This window comes from Afifella aestuarii, from assembly GCF_004023665.1.
In the GTDB taxonomy this organism is placed as follows: Bacteria; Pseudomonadota; Alphaproteobacteria; order Rhizobiales; family Afifellaceae; genus Afifella; species Afifella aestuarii.
The window spans coordinates 578,839-598,457 of the sequence record NZ_SAUF01000005.1 but is presented as its reverse complement, the minus strand read 5'-3'; the positions used below and the strand labels follow the sequence as shown (position 1 = coordinate 598,457).

16 protein-coding genes are annotated in these 19,619 nt (G+C 62.1%); 6 read left to right on the top strand and 10 right to left on the bottom strand.

Annotation, left to right across the window (positions count from 1 at the left end; genetic code table 11):
- Window positions 1-98: 98 nt before the first annotated feature.
- Window positions 99-1,232, top strand: a complete 1,134-nt coding sequence (locus EO094_RS16915; protein WP_128294046.1) for a hypothetical protein — start codon at window positions 99-101, stop codon at window positions 1,230-1,232.
- A 32-nt stretch (window positions 1,233-1,264) separates the two neighbouring features.
- Window positions 1,265-3,310: a hypothetical protein gene (locus tag EO094_RS16910; protein ID WP_128294045.1), complete on the top strand. Its 2,046-nt coding sequence runs from the start codon at window positions 1,265-1,267 to the stop codon at window positions 3,308-3,310.
- Window positions 3,311-3,432: 122 nt separating this feature from the next.
- Here EO094_RS16910 and aspS read toward each other — a convergent pair whose 3' ends face one another.
- Window positions 3,433-5,217 (bottom strand): aspartate--tRNA ligase, encoded by a 1,785-nt coding sequence (aspS, locus tag EO094_RS16905; protein ID WP_128294044.1) that lies wholly within the window; start codon window positions 5,215-5,217, stop codon window positions 3,433-3,435.
- Window positions 5,218-5,453: 236 nt separating this feature from the next.
- Here aspS and rnd point away from each other — a divergent pair, with 236 nt between their 5' ends.
- On the top strand, window positions 5,454-6,644 hold the full coding sequence (gene rnd / locus EO094_RS16900) for a ribonuclease D (protein ID WP_128294043.1): 1,191 nt from the start codon (window positions 5,454-5,456) through the stop codon (window positions 6,642-6,644).
- Window positions 6,645-6,649: 5 nt separating this feature from the next.
- On the opposite strand, the gene EO094_RS16895 is transcribed toward rnd, so the two are convergent.
- The 5 genes from EO094_RS16895 to EO094_RS16875 form a co-directional block, all read right to left on the bottom strand.
- Window positions 6,650-8,161: a Ppx/GppA phosphatase family protein gene (locus EO094_RS16895; protein WP_281275270.1), complete on the bottom strand. Its 1,512-nt coding sequence runs from the start codon at window positions 8,159-8,161 to the stop codon at window positions 6,650-6,652.
- Window positions 8,157-10,355, bottom strand: a complete 2,199-nt coding sequence (locus tag EO094_RS16890) for an RNA degradosome polyphosphate kinase (RefSeq protein ID WP_128294041.1) — start codon at window positions 10,353-10,355, stop codon at window positions 8,157-8,159. The genes EO094_RS16895 and EO094_RS16890 overlap by 5 nt, the downstream gene beginning before the upstream one ends.
- Window positions 10,356-10,450: 95 nt before the next feature.
- Window positions 10,451-11,122, bottom strand: coding sequence for an HdaA/DnaA family protein (locus EO094_RS16885; RefSeq protein ID WP_128294329.1), 672 nt, complete (start codon window positions 11,120-11,122; stop codon window positions 10,451-10,453).
- 5 nt (window positions 11,123-11,127) lie between these two features.
- On the bottom strand, window positions 11,128-12,213 hold the full coding sequence (locus EO094_RS16880) for an AI-2E family transporter (RefSeq protein ID WP_128294040.1): 1,086 nt from the start codon (window positions 12,211-12,213) through the stop codon (window positions 11,128-11,130).
- Window positions 12,213-12,767 (bottom strand): CDP-alcohol phosphatidyltransferase family protein, encoded by a 555-nt coding sequence (locus EO094_RS16875; RefSeq protein ID WP_128294039.1) that lies wholly within the window; start codon window positions 12,765-12,767, stop codon window positions 12,213-12,215. The genes EO094_RS16880 and EO094_RS16875 overlap by 1 nt, the downstream gene beginning before the upstream one ends.
- Window positions 12,768-12,856: 89 nt before the next feature.
- Between EO094_RS16875 and purM the strand changes: the two genes are divergently transcribed.
- Together purM and purN are read left to right on the top strand one after the other, a co-directional pair.
- On the top strand, window positions 12,857-13,933 hold the full coding sequence (purM, locus tag EO094_RS16870) for a phosphoribosylformylglycinamidine cyclo-ligase (protein WP_128294328.1): 1,077 nt from the start codon (window positions 12,857-12,859) through the stop codon (window positions 13,931-13,933).
- Window positions 13,930-14,589: a phosphoribosylglycinamide formyltransferase gene (gene purN, locus EO094_RS16865; protein ID WP_205649954.1), complete on the top strand. Its 660-nt coding sequence runs from the start codon at window positions 13,930-13,932 to the stop codon at window positions 14,587-14,589. Before purM ends, purN begins: the two co-directional genes overlap by 4 nt.
- Window positions 14,590-14,601: 12 nt before the next feature.
- On the opposite strand, the gene EO094_RS16860 is transcribed toward purN, so the two are convergent.
- The 3 genes from EO094_RS16860 to EO094_RS16850 are packed head-to-tail and all read right to left on the bottom strand — an operon-like array spanning window position 14,602 to window position 18,224.
- Complete coding sequence (locus EO094_RS16860; protein WP_128294038.1) at window positions 14,602-14,925, bottom strand: hypothetical protein; 324 nt, start codon at window positions 14,923-14,925, stop codon at window positions 14,602-14,604.
- 45 nt (window positions 14,926-14,970) lie between these two features.
- A complete protein-coding gene (locus tag EO094_RS16855; RefSeq protein ID WP_128294037.1) occupies window positions 14,971-17,091 on the bottom strand; it encodes a molybdopterin oxidoreductase family protein in 2,121 nt (706 codons plus the stop codon).
- 53 nt (window positions 17,092-17,144) lie between these two features.
- Window positions 17,145-18,224, bottom strand: coding sequence for a COX15/CtaA family protein (locus tag EO094_RS16850; protein WP_246008580.1), 1,080 nt, complete (start codon window positions 18,222-18,224; stop codon window positions 17,145-17,147).
- A gap of 105 nt (window positions 18,225-18,329) precedes the next feature.
- On the opposite strand from EO094_RS16850, the gene EO094_RS16845 reads away from it, so the two are divergent.
- Window positions 18,330-18,539 (top strand): DUF2842 domain-containing protein, encoded by a 210-nt coding sequence (locus tag EO094_RS16845; protein WP_128294036.1) that lies wholly within the window; start codon window positions 18,330-18,332, stop codon window positions 18,537-18,539.
- Here EO094_RS16845 and EO094_RS16840 read toward each other — a convergent pair.
- A complete protein-coding gene (locus tag EO094_RS16840; RefSeq protein ID WP_128294035.1) occupies window positions 18,505-19,584 on the bottom strand; it encodes a polysaccharide deacetylase family protein in 1,080 nt (359 codons plus the stop codon). The two genes, EO094_RS16845 and EO094_RS16840, sit on opposite strands and share 35 nt — an antisense overlap.
- Window positions 19,585-19,619 lie beyond the last annotated feature (35 nt).

Sequence of the window (19,619 nt, the reverse complement as noted above, 5' to 3'; positions counted from 1 at the left end):
CCGTATTGTTGTCTCGACCCGATGTGAGAGCGTGCACTTGCCCTCGGCAAACGGCGCAGCATGATGCGCCGCATGATTCCATACCGCAAAGGACAACTATGCGCGTTCATACCCCCCTGGTCATTCCGGCTCTCGCTGCCGGTTTCCTAAGCCTCACCGGCACGGCTTTCGCTCAGGATGCGGAAGCCGTCGCCAAATCGTTTGAAGCGACCCTGGCGCAAGGCGGCAAGATGACGGTCTCCCATGAGGGGGACGTATCGGGCAGTGGCGATGAGGTCGCTATCAACGGCCTCACGCTGACGCCGAAGGACGGCGGCACCGTGATCGCATTCGACGAGGTGACCCTGACCGGCGTGGCCGAGGAAGACGACGGCTACACGGCCGACGAAATCGTCTTCGACGGAGGCACTTTCTCCGGCGATGCGACCGGCACGATCGGCAATGTCAGGCTTGAAGAAGCGACTTTTGGCGAGACGCCGGAAGCTGAGCAGGAAACCCCGGGCCTGCTCTTCCATCGCCTTGTCGGCAGCGACGTCAGCGTCACACCGAAAGACCGCAACGAGCCCGTGACGGTGTCCGGGTTCACGATGACGAGCGAGGATATCGTCGACGGCGTGCCGCAGACGAGCCAGGGCAGCGTCGAGGATCTCGTGGTCCCCGGGAGCTACGTTCCGGCCGACCAGAAGATGAAGCCTTCCGATCTCGGCTACGACGAGCTCGCTTTCAACATCGAATGGGCCGGTTCGCGCGATCCCGAAAGCCAGGATCTGAAGCTCGACAAGGTGGCGCTCACCCTGAAAGACGGCGGCACTTTGATGATCGATGGCAATCTCGGCAACGTCGCGATGCCGGGCGCCGAAACTGCTGCCCAGCCGATGGCGGGCATTGCCACGATGAATGTGTCTGACTTCACGCTGCGTTACGAAGACGATTCGCTGACCGGGCGCGTTCTCGACTTTTACGGCAAGCAGCAGGGTATGGATGGCGACAAATACGCCGAACAGCTGGCGGCCGCGGTCCCTTTCATGCTGAGCGCCATGCAGAACGCCGATTTCCAGAAAAAGGTCTCTGACGCTGTCAGCACGTTCCTTCGGGACCCGCAGTCGCTGACGGTCACGATCGCTCCGGATAAGCCCATGTCTGGCGCCGAGATCCTTCAAATTGCAGGCTCCGCGCCGCAGACGCTTCCGGATGTCTTGAACATCTCGGTCACCGCAAACCAAAGCCGCTAACTGCAGACCCGTCAGAGCCGAGAGATAGTTTTATGCGTTGTTTCTTTTCTGTTCGCACACCGCTCCTTTTGGCTCTGACCGTGCTGCCGCCGACCGGAGCCTTGGCGGATCCGGTCGGCGAGCAGGTGTTCCGCGACCTAGTCAGCGAGCTCGATGGCGTTCCCGGCTGGAGTGCAAGTGTCAGCAGCATCGCCAGCGAGGACGACGTCGTCGTGGGAACCGGTGTGCATTTTGTTCGCACCGAGCCGCCGCTCGACATCACTTTCGATGAGCTGCGGCTGGACCAGCCCCGCGAGGCTGCAGGAGGGCTCTCGGCCGATAGCATCCAGGGGGCAGGGATAAGCGTCGTTGGTGAAGATGTGGCCTTCGAGGCCCCGGTCCTTTCCATGACCGGGATCGCCGTGCCGACCCTCGCGGATCTGAGCTTTGATCAGGATCGCCCCTTCTCTTCGCTGCGGAAGCTGTATCAGCGTCTTTCCGAAGTGTCGGTTGAACACGCCGAGATTCCGGAGCTGAAACAGGTGGTCCTGCCGCGCCTGACGACAGTGCGGAAGCAGAGCGTCACCTATGAAGGGTTTGAGCTCCAAGATTGGAAGGACGGTGTTATCGCCCGTTCGTCGGTCGGTCCGATCACGATGCGCACGGAGGGCGACGATCCCGCCACGGCGCGCATCGCTTCGGTGAACGTCGAGAAGACAAATTTCAACAGCGTGCTGCTTCTCCTTTCCGACGATGTCACCGGATCTGACGGCAACGCGCGCAAGGAATGGCAGAATGCCTTCGCTGAGATCTCCTATGCGGGCCTCAGCATCACGACCGAGGAGGGCGTGCGGGTCTCCATCGATGATATGGCCTTGTCCGACATCGAAACGCGGCGCCCGGACGAACCCTACATCGCGACCCTCGAGCAGGCCATGCGAGAGGCGGATCGCGAAACCGAGGGAGACATCGACGACCAGCAGGCGGTGGAAGCCCTCACGACTTTCTTTGACGCAATGCGGCTCGGCGAATTCAAATTGCACCGGCTGGTCGTGGAAAAGACTGGCGAAGAGGCGGGCCGCACAGAGATTGCCGAGATCGGCGTCTCAAACCTCACCCGAGATGGTTTCGAGCGGGCCTGGGGAACCGCGTTGCAGTCGGATTTTCCCGACGCTTATATGAAGCTCGACCGCTTTGCGCTCAACGATCTCGTCTTTCCGCTGCCGAACCCGGAGACCTTTGCCGCTCTGGAAGAGGCCGAAACCGGTTCACTGACGGAGGAAGAGAGACGGGCTTTTGCCACCCTTCCCTTCCAGATGGCGCCGCAGATCGGCAGTCTCGACATGGAGGGGCTGGCCGTTGGCAAGAGCCGGATTATGGCGGTCTCGGTCGATCGCATACAGACGAAGAGCGTTCCTTCGGACCGACTTTTGCCTGAGCGGGGGCAGCTCAAAATCTCCGATCTCTTCCTGCCGGGCGCTCTTTGGCGCCGAGATCCAAAGTCGGCCCTTATCTTCGACGGCCTTGGCTATGACGGGCTCCACATCGACCTCGATGGGGCGAGCGAGCTCAGCGAAGATGGAAGACTGGAGACGACCACGGCTTTAGAGGTCGCGGACGCGGCGGGATTGCGATTCGGCGCGAAGCTTACGGGTCTCACCGAGGAGTGGGTTCTCGATCTGATGATGCAGCAGATAGAGAACAGCGATGACCCTACAGCGATCTTCACACTCCTGTCGAAGCTGCGTTTGGAGCAGATGACCGTCGCGCTCACCGACCACTCGCTGATCGATCGGTCGTTCGCCTTGGCCGCGGAGAAGCAGGGTCAGCCGACCGAGCAGTACAAAGAGCAAGTCGTCGGTGCGCTGCCGTTCCTGATTGGCACCGCGGTTCCGCCGAAGATCGCCCAGTTTTTGGCGGACCCTCTCAAGAACTTCCTGGAAAGCGGGAACACACTGGTTCTGACGTTGGCGCCGCGGGCGCCCCTGCCTCTCTCGGCTCTGGTGGGTGCGGAAGACGATCCGGAAGCCTTGCTCAAGCTCGTCGGCGCATCGCTGGAGACACGTGAGACGGCGCCGGAACTGCCCGTCCTCAAGTAAGACGGACGATATCCTGTCCCGCCGGCGTCTCAGTCAGCGGGACAGGCTCATCGTAATCTCGGAAAAATATCGAGGATATGGGAGAGCCGCCATTGGCGGCTCCCAACCTCAAGCTTGCGACCTCAGTCCTGAGGTGCCGTCACGCGAATGGAGAGCTCGCGGAGCTGCTTCGGCGTTACGGACGACGGCGCGCCCATCAAGAGATCCAGCGCCTGCTGGTTCATCGGGAACATCGTCACTTCGCGCAGGTTCTTCGCCCCGACGAGAAGCATGACGATACGGTCGATGCCCGCCGCCATGCCGCCATGCGGAGGTGCGCCGTACTGGAGCGCCCGCAGCATGCCGCCGAACTTCTCCTCCAGCACCTCTTCCGGATAGCCGGCGATCGCGAAGGCCTTCTTCATGATCTCCGCCTTGTGGTTGCGGATCGCGCCGGAGGCGATCTCGTAGCCATTGCAGACGCAGTCATACTGATAGGCGGGAATGGTCAGAGGGTCTTTGGTCTCGAGCGCTTCAAGGCCACCCTGCGGCATGGAGAACGGGTTGTGCGAGAAGTCGACCTTCTTCTCCTCCTCGTCCCATTCGTACATCGGGAAATCGACGATCCAGGCGAGCGCGAAACGGTTCTCGTCGATGAGATTGAGCTCACGGCCCGCACGGTCACGCGCCTTGCCAGCGAAATCCGCAAAGACCTTGGGGTTGCCGGCAACGAAGAAGACGGCATCGCCCTCTGTGAGGCCGAGCTGACTGCGGATTGCTTCCGTACGCTCTTCACCGATGTTCTTCGCGACCGGGCCTGCACCCGTCAGCTTGTCCGCCTCGTTGCGGAAGAAGATGTAGCCGAGGCCAGGCTGGCCCTCGCCCTGCGCCCAGGAATTCATGCGGTCGCAGAAGGCGCGCGAGCCGCCGCCCGGAGCCGGGATAGCCCAGACTTCGACCTTCGGATCCCGCTCGATCATGCCGGCAAAAACCTTGAAGCCGGAGCCGGCGAAATGCTCCGTCACCGCCTGCATCTCGATCGGATTTCTGAGGTCCGGCTTGTCGGTCCCGTATTTGCGGATGGCATCGGCATAGGCGATCCGCGGGAAGACCTGGGTCACTTCGCGGCCGTCCGCGAAGCTCTCGAAAATGCCCCGCATCACCGGCTCCATCGCCGCGAAGACATCGTCCTGCGTCACGAAGCTCATCTCGATGTCGAGCTGGTAGAACTCGCCCGGCAGACGGTCGGCGCGCGGATCCTCGTCGCGGAAGCAAGGAGCGATCTGGAAGTAGCGGTCGAAGCCCGCCACCATGATCAGCTGCTTGAACTGCTGCGGCGCCTGCGGCAACGCATAGAACTTACCCGGATGGATGCGCGACGGCACCAGGAAGTCCCGCGCACCCTCAGGTGACGAGGCCGTGAGGATCGGCGTCTGGAACTCGTTGAAGCCCACCCCGCCCATAAGCTCGCGCAGACGCGAAATGACGGCCGAGCGCTTCATGATGTTCTTGTGCAAGGTGTCGCGACGCAGATCGAGGAAGCGATAGCGCAGGCGCGTATCTTCCGGATATTCCGGCTCGCCGAAGACCGGCATCGGCAGTTCCGGCGCTTCGGAGAGGATCTCGATCTCGTTGGCAAAGACCTCGATCTCGCCCGTCGGCAGGTTCGGATTGACGACTTCCGGCGCGCGTGCCCTCACCTCGCCGTCGATGCGCACGCACCATTCGGCACGCAGCTTTTCAGCAATCGTGAAGGCAGGCGAATCGGGATCGGCGACGATCTGCGTCAGACCATAGTGATCGCGCAGATCGATGAAGAGCAGGCCGCCGTGGTCGCGCACGCGGTGCACCCAGCCGGAGAGACGAACATTTTCACCGACATCGCTGGCGCGAAGCGCGCCGCAATGGTGGGAACGATAGCGATGCATGATACCGCTTCTTTCGGGTTTTGAGACAGTGGTCCGAAACGGACAAATTCGGCCGGAGAAGCACAGAAGCACGGGCTTGTGTCAAGGGAGCCGCCGCCTCAGGAGGGGTGCTTGTCCAACAAGCGGCACCCGGCGGGATGGCCCACGCAAAACCTCCTGCGAACCGTGAAAAACTCCTAAGGTGCGCCACGAAAGCGTGGCGACAGCTGCTTTCAGATTCGCTATAGAGCAGCGCAATGAGTGCCAAAAACGATTATCAAGTCATCACCGACAGCGCGCAGCTTGCGGAGATCTGCCGCCGCTTTTCCGCCTCGCCTTTTGTCTCGATCGACACGGAATTCATCCGTGAGACCACCTTCTGGGCTCGCCTCTGCCTGATCCAGATGGCGGATCCGGAGGTCGCGGTCATCGTCGATCCCCTGGCTGAGGGGCTGGATCTTGCACCCTTCTTCGAGCTGATGCGCAACGAGAAGGTCACCAAGGTCTTCCATGCCGCACGGCAGGATGTGGAGATCTTCGTCAAGCTCGACGGTGCTGTCCCACAACCTCTCTTCGACACACAGCTTGCGGCCATGGTGTGCGGCTACGGCGATCAGATCAGCTACGATCAACTCGTCTATCGCGTCACGGGCGTGCGGATCGACAAATCCTCCCGTTTCACGGACTGGCAACGGCGACCGCTCAGCCAGAAGCAGCTCGATTACGCCGTTTCGGACGTGACGCATCTCTGCGACGTCTACCGCTTCCTCAAAGCCAATCTGGAGGAGCAGAAGCGCAGCGACTGGGTCGCCGAGGAGCTTGCCGTCCTCAACGACGTCGAGACCTACCGGACACACCCCGAAAATGCCTGGAAGCGGCTCAAGATGCGGGTGAGGAAACCGCGTCAGCTCGCGGTCATGCAGAAGGTTGCCGCCTGGCGGGAGAAGGAAGCGCAGAGCCGCGACGTCCCGCGCCAGCGCGTCCTGAAGGACGAGGCGATCTACGAGATCGCGCTGCAGCAGCCGCGCAATGCCGAACAGATGGCAAGGTTGCGCGCCCTGCCCCGCGGCTTCGAGCGCTCGCACGCCGCTCAGGCGTTGATTGCAGCAGTCGAAGAGGCGCTCGCCGTCCCGGACGCAGACCTTCCGTCGATCCCGAAACCGCGGCCTGCTCCTGAGCATGCAAGCGCTTCGGCCGAGCTTCTCAAAGTGCTTTTGAAGATGGTCTCAGAAGAGCACGGCGTCGCCTCGCGGCTCGTTGCGACGGTCGACGAGCTGGAGAAGATCGCAGCCGACGATCATGCCGATGTGCCCGCCATGAAAGGATGGCGACGGCAGCTCTTCGGGGACCAGGCCCTCGCCTTGAAGCGCGGAGAGATGGCACTCCTGCTCGGCAATGGCCGGGTGCGGGCGGTGCAGGTCGAAGATATGCAGGCCGCGGCCGAATAAAAGCCTCAGCCCTCTATGACGATGCGGCTCTCCAATCCGACGAGAGCCGCGAGCTGCTTCAACCGCGTCTCCAGACGCCCTCCGGCAAGTTCGCTGAGATCGGGCGGCAGGACGAGTTGGAGCTCGTTGTCAGTTCGACGCAAGGCGGTGCGTGGCACCACCCCCGGCATCGATGCCGAAACGAGATAGGCGACGCGAAAGATTGCGGCGAGCGCCCTCGCCCGCTCCTTGTAGCGCGTCGGAACGATCTCCCGCAGACCTGGTCCGAGTTCATCGTCCGATAGGCCAGAATGGCGGTAGTAGACCGAGAGGCCGAGATAGGCGCGTCCGGGATGGTCGACACCCACGAACCCAGCATGGGCAATGATATTCAGGCTCTGCTCGCCCCGGTAATCGGGATGCGCACGCCAGCCGATATCCGCGAGCAGACAGGATGCAGCCCGCAACCTTTCCTCTTCCTTCGTCTCGTCGATGCCGAGCGCTTTCATCGCATCGCCCGTCCAGGCGATCAGCTCTTCTGAATGCGCCGGCGAGCGGGAGCGTAGAAAACAGAGTTCGCGCGCGGCGGCGATGAGCGCATTCTTTTCCTGCTCTTCGGCCGGCAGGCGGGAATAGAGAAAGCCTTCGCGCAGGCCGAGAGCGGAAATCACGATGCGGGCGGGTTTGCCGGCGCGCACCAGCTCCGACAAGACGAGGCCGCCATATGCCAGGAGCGGCTGTCGCTGCTTGGAGACGGCGTCGATGGAATCGATCGATGCGACCGGCTGCCGGTAAAGGCTCTTCAGGAAATCTCGACTGCGTTCGGTCTCCAGCGTGTAGCCATGCATCACGTGAAGCGGATAGCCGGTCTGGCGCATGTGCAGTTTGGCAATCGACCGCCAGGTCCCGCCGATCGCATAAAAGGTGCGGCCTTCCATATGCTGAAGGGCCTTGGAGTTTTCCAAGGCCGCACGAGCGATTTTTTTGGCAGCTTTGAGATCGCCGCCGGAATCGTTCTTGAGACGCAGGCCGCCGAGCGGAAATGTTTCGCCATCGCCGACTCGTGTGCCGCGGACATTCGTGAGTTCCAGGCTGCCGCCGCCTAGATCACCCGCGACGCCTTCCGGGACCTCAAAGCCGTCGACCACGCCGAGGGCCGCATAATGCGCTTCCGCGGGACCTGTGAGCACAGTGACGTCACAACCGCAGATCTCCCGCACCTTGGCGATGAATTTCGAGCCGTTCTCCGCTTCGCGCGTCGCGGCCGTGGCGAGAACGCTCAGTTCCACCACACCGATCTGACGACAGAGAGCCGCAAAGCGTCTCAGCGCCGAAAGAGCCTTGTCGACAGACGCATCCGAGAGGCGGCGCGAGGTCGCGACGCCCTCGCCCAATCCTGCGAGAACCTTCTCGTTGAAGAGCGGCGTCGGTGAACGCGCCATTCGCTCGTAGACAACGAGACGAACCGAGTTCGAGCCGATGTCGATGACGGCGATAGGCCCATAGCCGGCAATGCGGCCGGGCGCGTCAGGCTCAATTATCAAGCCGGTCGGCGAAGGTGCGGGGTGTGTCGGATTTGAGCGATTTTCCACGGCCGGAGAGACTTGCATTGGTCATAAAATAGCGATGGGCGTTAAAGAGTTCCTCTCCCTCTTCCGGTTCGATGCGCCGGGAGGTGCCGTCAGAGAGGATTTCCCAGCTTTGCTGGTTGTCTTTCAGGTTGGCGACCATGATCTGGTCCAGGATCTGCATATGCACCGTCGGATTGGTGATCGGCACCATCGTTTCCACGCGCCGATCGAGGTTGCGGGGCATCAGGTCGGCGGAGCCGATATAAAGCAGCGCCTCGTCCGAGGGCAGGCCGTGGCCGTTGCCGAAACAGAGAATGCGCGAATGCTCCAGGAAACGGCCGACGATCGATTTCACACGGATGTTTTCCGACAGGCCGGGAAGCCCGGGTCTAAGGCAGCAAATGCCCCGGATGACGAGCTCGACTTTCACCCCGGCGCCGCTCGCCCGATAAAGCGCATCGATGATCTGCGGATCGACAAGCGAATTCATCTTCATCCAGATGCGGGCGGGACGCCCTGCCGCCGCGTGACCGATCTCGGCGTCGATATGTTCCAGGATGCGGGAGCGCAGCGTGTAGGGCGATACGGCGAGCCGCACGACGTCCTGCGGCGGAGCATAGCCAGTGATGAAATTGAAGACGCGGGCGACGTCGCGAGCGATCGCGGGATCCGCGGTGAAATAGGAAAGATCGGTGTAAATCTTGGCCGTGATCGGGTGATAATTGCCTGTGCCGATATGCACATAGCTGACGAGGCCGTTCGGCTCGCGACGCACCACCTGGCTTAGCTTGGCGTGCGTCTTGAGTTCCATGAACCCGTAAACGACCTGTGCACCGGCGCGCTCCAGATCGCGCGCCCAGCGGATGTTGGCTTCCTCGTCGAAGCGTGCCTTGAGCTCAACCAGCGCCGTTACGGATTTCCCCGCCTCGGCGGCTTCCGTCAGCGCCTTGATGATCGGGCTGTCGTTTGATGTGCGATAGAGCGTTTGCTTGATCGCCATCACGTCCGGGTCGCTCGCCGCCTGGCGCAGGAACTGCACCACGACGTCGAAGGATTCGTACGGGTGATGGACGACGATGTCCTTCTGCTGGATCGCGGCGAAGCAATCACCCGCGTGCTCGCGGATCCGCTCAGGAAAGCGCGGCGTGTAGGGCTTGAATTTGAGATCTCGGCGATCGATTCCGACGAGCTGTTCGAGATCCTTGATCCCGAGCAGGCCATGAATCACGTAGACCTCGTCATTATCGACGGAAAGCGATTGCTGGACGACCGCGCGCAGATCTTCCGGCATCGAGGATTCGACCTCCAGCCGGATAACCGAACCGCGGCGGCGCTGCTTGAGCGCGCGCTCGAAGAGGCGGGCGAGATCCTCCGCCTCTTCCTCGATCTCGATATCGGAATCGCGAATGACCCTGTAGACGCCCTTCCCGACGACCTCATAGCCTGGAAACAACCGGTCTATGAAAAGGCCGACAGTCTCTTCCACGCTGATGAAGCGTGTCGGATGTTTCTCGTCCTGGCGCGGCAGGCGGATGAAGCGAGACAGCGTATGCGGCATGCGCACCAGCGCGCGCATGAAGCGATGATGGACCGGGTCGGTTAGGGAAAGCGCGAGCGTAAATCCCAGATTGGGAATGAACGGAAACGGATGCGCCGGATCAATGGCGAGCGGTGTCAGGACCGGAAAGACCGTCTCCATGAAATATTCCGCAAGCCATTCGGCGTCGTCTGAGGTGACCTCTTCGCCGCGAACGATCGAAATCCCCTCCCTGTCGAGGAGCTCGCGCAGAACAATCCATTGCGCCTGCTGATCGTTGACCAGCGCCTCGACCTTGCGATCGATTTCCATGAGCTGCTGCGACGGCGTCAGCCCATCGGCGCTGACGGTTGCAATCTTCTCGCGCTCTTGCCCCTTCAGACCGGCGACGCGGACCATGAAAAATTCGTCGAGATTGTTCGCTGAGATCGACAGAAAGCGCAGCCGTTCCAGGAGCGGATGATTTGGGTTCTCGGATTCCTCGAGCACACGGCGGTTGAATTCGAGCCACGAGATCTCGCGATTGATGAAGCGCTTGGGATCACTGAGAAGCTCGCTGGTCGATACGGCGATCGTACCATTTTCGGAATCAACCGTATCAGTGGCTATCGGGCTCTCTTCCATCGATCCTCTCTCAGTCTGCGAACCGCGTGATCGCAGCGGAGCGTAACACTTGGATGACACCCGCGGAAACCGAGCTCTTGCACCTCAGGAGCCGATCACCTGGTTTCACGGCTCGCGAGCACCTGCGCAACGAGGGGCCGCGTGATACGCCGCCCTTCGCTCAGCGCCTCTTCGTCGATGGCTGCGACGAGCGCCTGGGCCTCGCGCAGCGAGCGTTCCATCCGGATGACCATATAGTCGATGACGTTGCGCTCCACCGAAAGCTGACGGTCGCTGAAAAGCTTGACCAGAACCTGTCGCAACAAGGGCTCGTCGGGCCGGTCGATGGAAATTGGGATCGCAAGCCGCAGGCGGGAGATCAGGTCTTTTAGCGACAGCTGCCAACGCGCGAGAGGTTCGCGTGCCGTGATGAGGATCGTAAAACCTTCTTCACGCGCCCGGTTGATCAGATGGAAAAGTGCGCGCTCGGGAACTTCCTCGGCGGCGACATCTTCCACGAGAACGGGCCGGCCGGGGCCGCCCACCTCCCTCTCTTCAAGCTTCGCGCCCGCGACGATCACGGCTTCTGCTCTTTCCGCCCAAAGGCTGGCGAGATGGGTTTTGCCGGAGCCTTCCGGTCCGCACAACAGCACGACTGGCGCGGACCAGTTCGGCCAGCTCATGATGACCTCGTAGGCCGCGCGGTTCGCTTCCGTCACCAGATAGCTGTCGCTGTCGTAGGCGGCTTCATGTGCGAGCGGGATCGGGATCTGACGTTGCGAGATCATGGCGTTCACTGCAGCTCGCTTGGAGGTGGTGGCGGCGGATCGCCAGCGCCGAGATAGATCCGGCTCTCCCGGTATTGCTCGAGGCCGAAGCGGACAAGCACGCCGATGGCGGCCGTGACGGGGACCGCAACCAGCAGGCCGACGAAGCCGAACAGCGCACCGAAGGCGAACATCGCAAACATCAACCAGACGGGATGCACACCGACGGAATGGCCGACGATACGCGGCTGCAGAAGGTTGCCTTCGACGACCTGCCCTGTGACGAACACGCCCGCGACCACGACGATCCAGGGCCATTCCGGCCAGAACTGCACGAGCGCCACGCCGACAGCCAGAATGAAGCCGACGGTGGAGCCGATATAGGGAATGAAGTTGATGACACCCGCGACGACGCCGATCAGAAGCCCGAAATTGAGCCCGACCGCGGTCAGGCTGACGACGTAGAAGCCGCCCAGGAGCGTGCAAACGAGCCCCTGCCCTCGCAGAAAACCTGAGAGCGCCTGATCGACGTCCGCCGCCAGTTCTCGGATGACATCGGCGTGGTCGCGCGGAAGATAGCTGTCGACCATCTTCACCATCCGGTCCCAATCGTAGAGAAGGTAGAAGGCAACGACGGGCGTCACGATAAACAGGCTGACGACACTGATCAGTGCCTGACCGCCGGCGAGAAGCGAAGAGACAAGGCCCGCCATCCAGGTGGCGGCACTCTTCAGAAGCGGTTCGACATCGAATTCTCCGCCTGACGGAAGATACTTGGCGAGTGGGGACGCGAATACCTCGCTTGCGAGATGCCGCAGACGCTCGATGAGACTGGGCAACCTGTCGGCGAAATCGCTCGCCTGCCCGATCAGTGGTGGGATGATCGCGACCAGGACGACGACGAAAAGCAAAAGCGCGAAGATCAGGATCGCGAGCGTTGCCAGAAGGCGGTTCATGCCGAGCCGCTCGAGCCAGTCCGCCACCGGATCGAGAAAATAGGCAAGTGCCATGCCAAGCAGGAACGGCAATAGGATGCCGCTGAAAAGCCAAAGGAAAACAATTAGAGCGGCGAGCGCTCCCAGCCAGAAGATCGCCTGACGCTGGGCCGTCATCAGCCTTCCTCCCGCTGTGGCTCCTCGCCGGCCATGTGGCGCAGCCACTCCGCGAGATAGGCACCGGCGGAGCCGACGGTCAAGCCGGCCGTTGTGATGATCATCGGCCAGATTGCGATCGAAAGCGATTTGATGCCGGCGTGTTCGGCCAGAACCAGCGCGAGGAGAACGATCTGGGCGGTCGTATTGAATTTCGACACCCAGAGAGGCCGCATCGCGATCGGATTGACGAGCATCCAGGCGAGGATCACGCCGCCGACGATGAGAATATCCCGGCTGACGACGAGGATAATCAGCCATGGCGGCAGAACGGCCTGGAACCCGAGCACGAGAAACAGCGAGACGAGGAGCGCCTTGTCGGCAATCGGATCGAGATAGGCGCCGAGATCGGACGACGCACCGAAGCGTTTGGCGATCAGGCCGTCGATGCCGTCGCTGATCCCTGCGAGAACGAAGACGACGGTTGCGCCCGTCCAATTCTGGATCACGATCAACCAGACGATCAACGGAACGGAGACGAGCCGCGCGAGTGTGATGAAGTTGGGAAGGGTCAAGGAGAACGGTGCCTGGGGCCAAAACGCAGTGCCTAATGGCACAACGCCGCTTGCAAAATCAGGCTATCGCCTCTACCCGCTTTCGAGCCATGGGGGAAGACCGCACCACACTCAGCTATCGCCAGGCCGGCGTCGATATCGACGCGGGCGCAGCGCTCGTCGACCGCATCAAGCCGCTTGCCGCCAGCACCAAGCGTGCCGGCGTCATGGGCGGACTTGGCGGGTTCGGCGCGCTTTTCGATCTCAAGGAAACCGGTTACCGCGATCCGGTGCTGGTGGCGGCGACGGATGGCGTCGGCACAAAGCTCAAAATCGCCATTGAGAGTGGACATCACGACACGGTTGGGATCGATCTCGTTGCGATGTGCGTCAACGATCTGATCGTGCAGGGCGCAGAGCCACTCTTCTTCCTCGACTATTTCGCATCCGGAGCTCTCTCGGTCGACGAGGCGGCATCCGTGGTCGCGGGCATCGCCGAAGGGTGCCGACAGGCGGGTGCCGCCCTTGTCGGCGGCGAGACGGCGGAACTGCCGGGGCTATATGCCGCCGGAGATTATGATCTCGCCGGGTTCTCGGTGGGAGCCGTTGAACGGGAAGAGATTCTGCCACGCGCGGTGAAGGCCGGAGACGTGGTGATCGGCGTCGGTTCGAGCGGCGTTCATTCGAACGGCTTTTCTCTGGTCCGTCGCGTGGTCGAGAAAAGCGGCCTCGTCTGGCACGCTCCGGCACCGTTTGAGCCTGGAAGGAGCCTTGCGGAGGCGCTTTTGGAGCCGACCCGCATCTATGTCCGCCCTCTCCTTTCGGCGATCCGCGAGACGGGCGCGGTCAAGGCGCTGGCGCATATCACCGGCGGCGGATTGCCGGAGAACCTGCCAAGAGTGTTGCCCGATGGGCAGGCAGTCCGCATCCATCTCGACGAGATCCCGCTGCCTCCGGTTTTCCCCTGGCTCGCCAAGAGCGGGCCGATCGAAGAGGCCGAGCTCCTGCGCACGTTCAATTGCGGTGTGGGTATGGTTGTCATCGCAGAAGCCGATGCGGCTGAGGGGATCACGGCGCACCTGACGGCAGCGGGTGAAACAACCTTCCGTCTCGGCGAGATCGAGCCACGAAAAGACGCCGCCGTCGTGTTCGAAGGCAAGCTCGCGCTGGACGAGAAGCAACAGTGAAAACAGCGATTTTGATTTCCGGGCGCGGCAGCAATATGCGCGCCCTCGTCGATGCGGCGCAAAAGCCCGACTTTCCCGCCTCGATAGAACTGGTCCTTTCCAATCGCGCGGACGCTGCCGGTCTCGCTTATGCCGCCGATGCGGGCATTGCGACCGCGGTCCTCCCGCATGGGGATTATGAAAGCCGGGAAGCGTTTGAAGCCGCACTCGACGCGATGCTGCGCGAGGCCGGAATTGAACTCATCTGTCTGGCGGGCTTCATGCGCCTTCTGTCCGATGAATTCGTCGAGGGGTGGCGCAATCGGGTGATCAACATCCATCCGTCGCTCCTGCCGTCCTTTCGGGGTCTGCGAACGCATGAACGTGCGCTGGCGACAGGCGTGCGCGTGCACGGGGCAACGGTCCACTACGTCCGTGCAGAAATGGACGATGGACCGATCATCGTTCAAGGTGCCGTGCCGGTGCTTGCCGACGACACCGCAGAAACCCTGGCCGCACGCGTCCTCGCAGCCGAGCATCGGATCTATCCGCTTGCGCTCTCCTGGGTTGCCGGGCGCAAAGCCCGGGTCGTGGCCGAGAAGGTCATTCTCGAGGGGCTGCCGACGCCGGAGGACAGCGTCTTGATCGTGCCCTCCAATGCCACTCCACAGGATTGAGGACCAGACGCCTCAGCGGGTGCAGGTCTCGAAAGCCTGAACGTATTTGGGTTGGGTCGTCTTCGGGATCTGACCTGTTGCGACGAAGGCGGCAGCTTCGGGTTCGCTCATCTGCGGCTCCAGCCGCTTGGCGAGGCACGAACAATCCCGCGTGACGGTCTTCAGCGCATCTCCTTCCCGCTTGCGCCATTCGGCGTAAACGCACGCGTCGGCGAGACGATTGCGCACCGTCTCATGCGTCATGCCGGCTGGCAGGGTCGTGGGCGCGGAACCTCCCTGGCAGGCCGCCAGCGTAAGCGTGGCAAAAACGAAAGCAGGAACCGCTGAGACGCGCATCTTTGATCTCCGAAAAAGAGGCGCGATATTCTCCGCACTCACCATTCAGTCAAGCGGCGCCACCGCAACACAGGGCGCAATTCGCACCGCATTGTCGTGAAAGGCCGCGCCACCATAAGGCGCAACCGCATCGGCCCCTGTCAGGGCATTGATGCCGCGCCCTCCTTGATGCGCGGAATTCGGCCAGATGCCCTCCGCAATGAGAGTGCCGCGCTGCTGGCCGTCGCTCAGCCGCATATGCAGCCGGCAGGCGCCGCGCCGACTGGTGAGCTCCACGAGATCTCCGTCATTCAGGTGGGCAGCCTCCGCGTCGAGCGGATGCATCATCACCTCGGGCCGCTTCTCGCGCGTCTGGCCCGACGGCGTTTCGGAGAAGGTGGAATTCAAGAATGAGCGGGCCGGCGCGGTGACGAGGCGGAACGGAAACTCCTCATCGGCCGTCTCGATTGCCTCCCACTGATCGGGAAACTCCGGCAGAGATTCCCATGGGCCGAGCGCTTTGCCGTCCTGGGGACGGTTCGGCGCAGCGAAACGACCCCAATCCGGCGCAAACCGGAACTTGCCGTCGGGAAAGCCGAAGCCCTTGAGATAATGCGCCTCCTCAAAGCCCGGCTGACAATCGATCCATTTGTTCTTTTCAAGCGTCGCGAGGTCACCCCAGCCTGAGGCCTTGAGCAGCCAGTCGATGTGCTCGCGTGCGCTCATGGCGAAGCCGGGATGTTCGGCGCCAAGACGCTTTGCGAGGCCCGTCACGACCTGATGGTTCGTGACGCAGCCCTGCGGCGGTTCGACGAGCTTCGGTCCGAATAGTATGTTCTGGTGACCTCCGCCCTTGTAGATGTCGTCGTGCTCCAGAAACATCGTCGCCGGCAGGACGATGTCGGCCATCTCTGCGGTGTCCGTCATGAACTGCTCATGCACGGCAACGAAGAGATCGTCGCGCAGGAAGCCTCGCCGCACCTGTTCCTGGTCAGGCGCCACGTTCATCGGGTTGGTGTTTTGAATGAGCATGGCGCCGACGGGAGGACCGCCCTTCAGATCGGCGTCGTTGCCGCAGAGGATCGGACCGATGCGCGACTGGTCGAGCATGCGCACGGAGGGATCCAGGCGATCGAGACCTGCGATCATCGTCTCGTCGAGATGATAAATCCCGCCGTTGTTGTGAAAGGCCCCGCCCCCCTCATGGCGCCAAGCGCCTGTGACGGTGGCGATGCAGGAGGCGGCGTGCATGGCGACGGCGCCATTGCGGCTGCGCGTAAAGCCGTAACCGAGGCGCATGAAGGTTTTGGGCGTCTTGCCGATCCAGGCGGCGAACGTCTCGATGTCCTCGACGGTGACACCGGTGATGGCAGATGCCCATTCCGGCGTCTTGTCCTCAAGGTGGCGGGCAAAATCCTTCGGACGATCGCTGAAGCGATTGAGATAGTCCCAGTCGGCATGACCGTCACGGAAGAGAATATGCATGACGGCGCAGGCAAGCGCTGCGTCGGTGCCGGGTCTGACACACAGAGCAAGGTCGGCCTGCCGCATCGTCGCGTTTTCATAGACATCGACGACGACGAGCTTCGCTTCCCGGGTCTTCCGCGCTGTCGTCGCATGGGTCATCACATTGACCTGCGTCGCGACCGCGTTGGTGCCCCAGATGACGACGAGATCGGCTTTTGCGATCTCGCGCGGGTCGGGGCCGGTCAGGCTGCCGGTTCCCGCCATATAGCCCGTCCAAGCCATGTTGGTGCAGATCGAGCCGAACTCTCCGGAATAGCGCTTGACGTGGCGAAGGCGGTCGAGCCCGTCGCGCTGCACCAGCCCCATCGTCCCAGCATAATAATAGGGCCAGACGGCTTCGGACCCGTGTCTCGCCTCGGCCTTGACGAAAGCCTCGGCAATCTCGTCGAGCGCTTCCTCGACTGAGACTTCCTGCCACGTGCCATCCCCTTTGGCGCCCTTGCGCTTCAGGGCCTTGGTGAGTCTGTCCGGGTGGTGCAGCCGCTCCGCGTAGCGCGCAACCTTGGCACAGATCACGCCAGCCGTATAATCGTTATCAGAATTGCCCCTGAGCCTGCCGACGCGCCCGTCAGGCAAAATTTCCACGTCAAGTGCACAGGTCGAAGGGCAGTCGTGCGGGCAGGCGGAATGGCCGATTGTCACCGGCGTCATGTCATTCATTCGAAATCTCCAAGCGACGACAGTCGCTTACCAACTCCGGCAGGTCAAGATGCTCAACTGGAAGCGGGCCGTGCCGCATGCCGCACGAGCAGACCGAACAGAATCAGCGCCATCGCCTGATGGGCGAGTGCGATCGGCCAGGGAACGACGAGAATGAGCGCCAGAATTCCGAGAGCCACCTGACCGATGACGACGGCCATGATCAGCGCGAGATCCGAGGACCATCGGCGGAGTGCGAGGCGCAAGAGACCGTATCCGATCACGAGTGTGGCCAGCACGTAGCCACCGATGCGGTGATCAAATTGAACGGTCGTGATGTTGTCGGTGAAATTGTGCCAAAGCGGCTGCATCGCAAGAAGGCCGGCGGGTACGAAGCGTCCGTCCATCAGCGGCCAGGTGTTGTAGGTCAGCCCGGCATCGTGGCCTGCGACGAGACCTCCCAGGGCGATCTGAACGAGCGCCGCGACAGCGATCAGCCAGGCCGCAACGGTGCCGGCGGTTGCGCGCCGCACAGCGTCGGACCCACCGAGGCGTGCATGCGTGGCGATCAAGAAGGCAAAGAACAGGCTCGCGAGCGTCAGATGCAACGACAGTTTGACGGGGGCGACCGCGATCATTCCCGGTTTCAGACCCGACGCGACCATGATCCAGCCGACCAGGCCTTGAAGCCCGAGAAGGAGCCCGCCGGCGAAAAGCCACAGGCCGAGCCGGAGCGTCAGTTTCCCGGCGATGGCGAAGCCGACAAGGCCGACGAGATAGACCGCACCGATGAACCGACCCAGCTGGCGATGCGTCCACTCCCACCAGTAAATCCGTTTGAACTCGCTAAGGCTCATGCCCCGGTTCATCAGCTCGTATTGGGAGGTCGCCCGGTATCGATTGAACTCCTCGCTCCAGGCCTGCTCCGACATCGGCGGCACGGCGCCCACGACCGGCTTCCATTCCGTGATCGAAAGACCGGAATCGGTCAGCCGCGTCATGCCCCCCACGAGCACCATGACGAAGACCAGAAAGGTCAGGATCGCCAGCCAAAGCCTGACGCTGCGCAGCCGCATCCACGACGAGCCGAGTTTTTCGGAACGCGGCCCAAAGGAACTTTGCGCAAAGGGCAAAATGCTGTCGTCAAAGGACATCGGCGTCGTCCCGTCTGATATGCCTGTGGGCCAGTTCTCGCCTACGCGACACCACGGCCCGGCACAAGAGATTGAAAACCACGTCCATTGCGGCTAGCTGCCTCTATGCGCCAGAAATACCGCAAACCGATCGGCACCGTTTTTCTTGTCGTGTGGGTGATCTTCTACAGCCTCACCGCGATGACGATCGGAGCCGCGAAGCTTCCCGGCACCAGCGGGCTCGTGCAGCTTGCCTATTATGCGGTCGCCGGTATTGCCTGGGTGATCCCGGCCGGGGCCATCATCTGGTGGATGGCACGTCCCGACCGCGCCTGAGCGTATTTTTCGCCTCCAAGAGCGGCTCCGCGATCCGCCACAGCCCCGGGGCGAGCAAAACCTCCTGCAGATCGACATCCTGGTAATAGCCGTTCACCGACACCCGCGGCAGGAAACGCGGATCGGAACACGGTCGAAGCATGCCCGGCGTCGTCAGGAACGCTGCCGTCATCCCCGCCTGTGCGGCAAGCTCGGCCTCGCGCCCTCCGACAGCACCGGCAAATCCGTAGGGATAGGCAAGAAGGTCGGGCCTTCTTCCCGTCTCCTCTTTAATGCGGTCGGCGCTTTCCTGGATTTCCGAAAGCGCGCCGTCCGCAGGTAACTTGGCGAGGGCCGGATGGGTCATGGTGTGGGCGCCGATCGTCGCAAGCGGATCTTCTGCAAGCCGGCCCACCCCGTCCCAATCCAGAACCAATTCCTCCGTCAGCGCTCGTTCATCGAACTCATAAGCTTCGTAAAGGCGCGCCATCACCTCGCGATGTTGCAGGCCGTCCATGTCGAACAGGAGCGTATGCCGCCATGCGGAAAACGCAGCGTTCTTCTCTTCTGTCGTTGAGGTCGGCATTGGCCCCGGCCCCTCGCCTTTCAAACCGAATTTTGAATGCGCTGCGATCATGCGTTCAAGAGCGACCCACCAGGGTGCAGCGCTACGATCGCAAAAGCCTGCGCAGATGAAGGCGGTGAACGGCGCCTGATGCCGCTGGAAGACAGGAAGCGCCACTTCGAGATTGTTACGGAAGCCGTCATCGAGCGTGATCGCCACATCATTCGGCGACGCGCGTCCCGCAATCTGATTGGTCACCATTTCCCCGAGAGGCACGATGCGCCGATTCTCCTGCTTCAGGAGCCTCAGGAGCGCATCCAGAAAATCGGGCGCGATAACGAGCCCGGCATTGGGCGAAAATGCAGCGGGAAGTCCCGGCTTCACTTCGTGGAGAGTAAGAACAACCCCGCTGCCCTTGGGATCCGCGGGCAACCATCGCGCGGCCTTGGTGAGGACGAGCGTGTTCAGCGTCGCGTGTATCACCTGGTGACGTAGATTCACCTCATGCCCCCGCTTTCGTGACCCGCTGCGTCGGC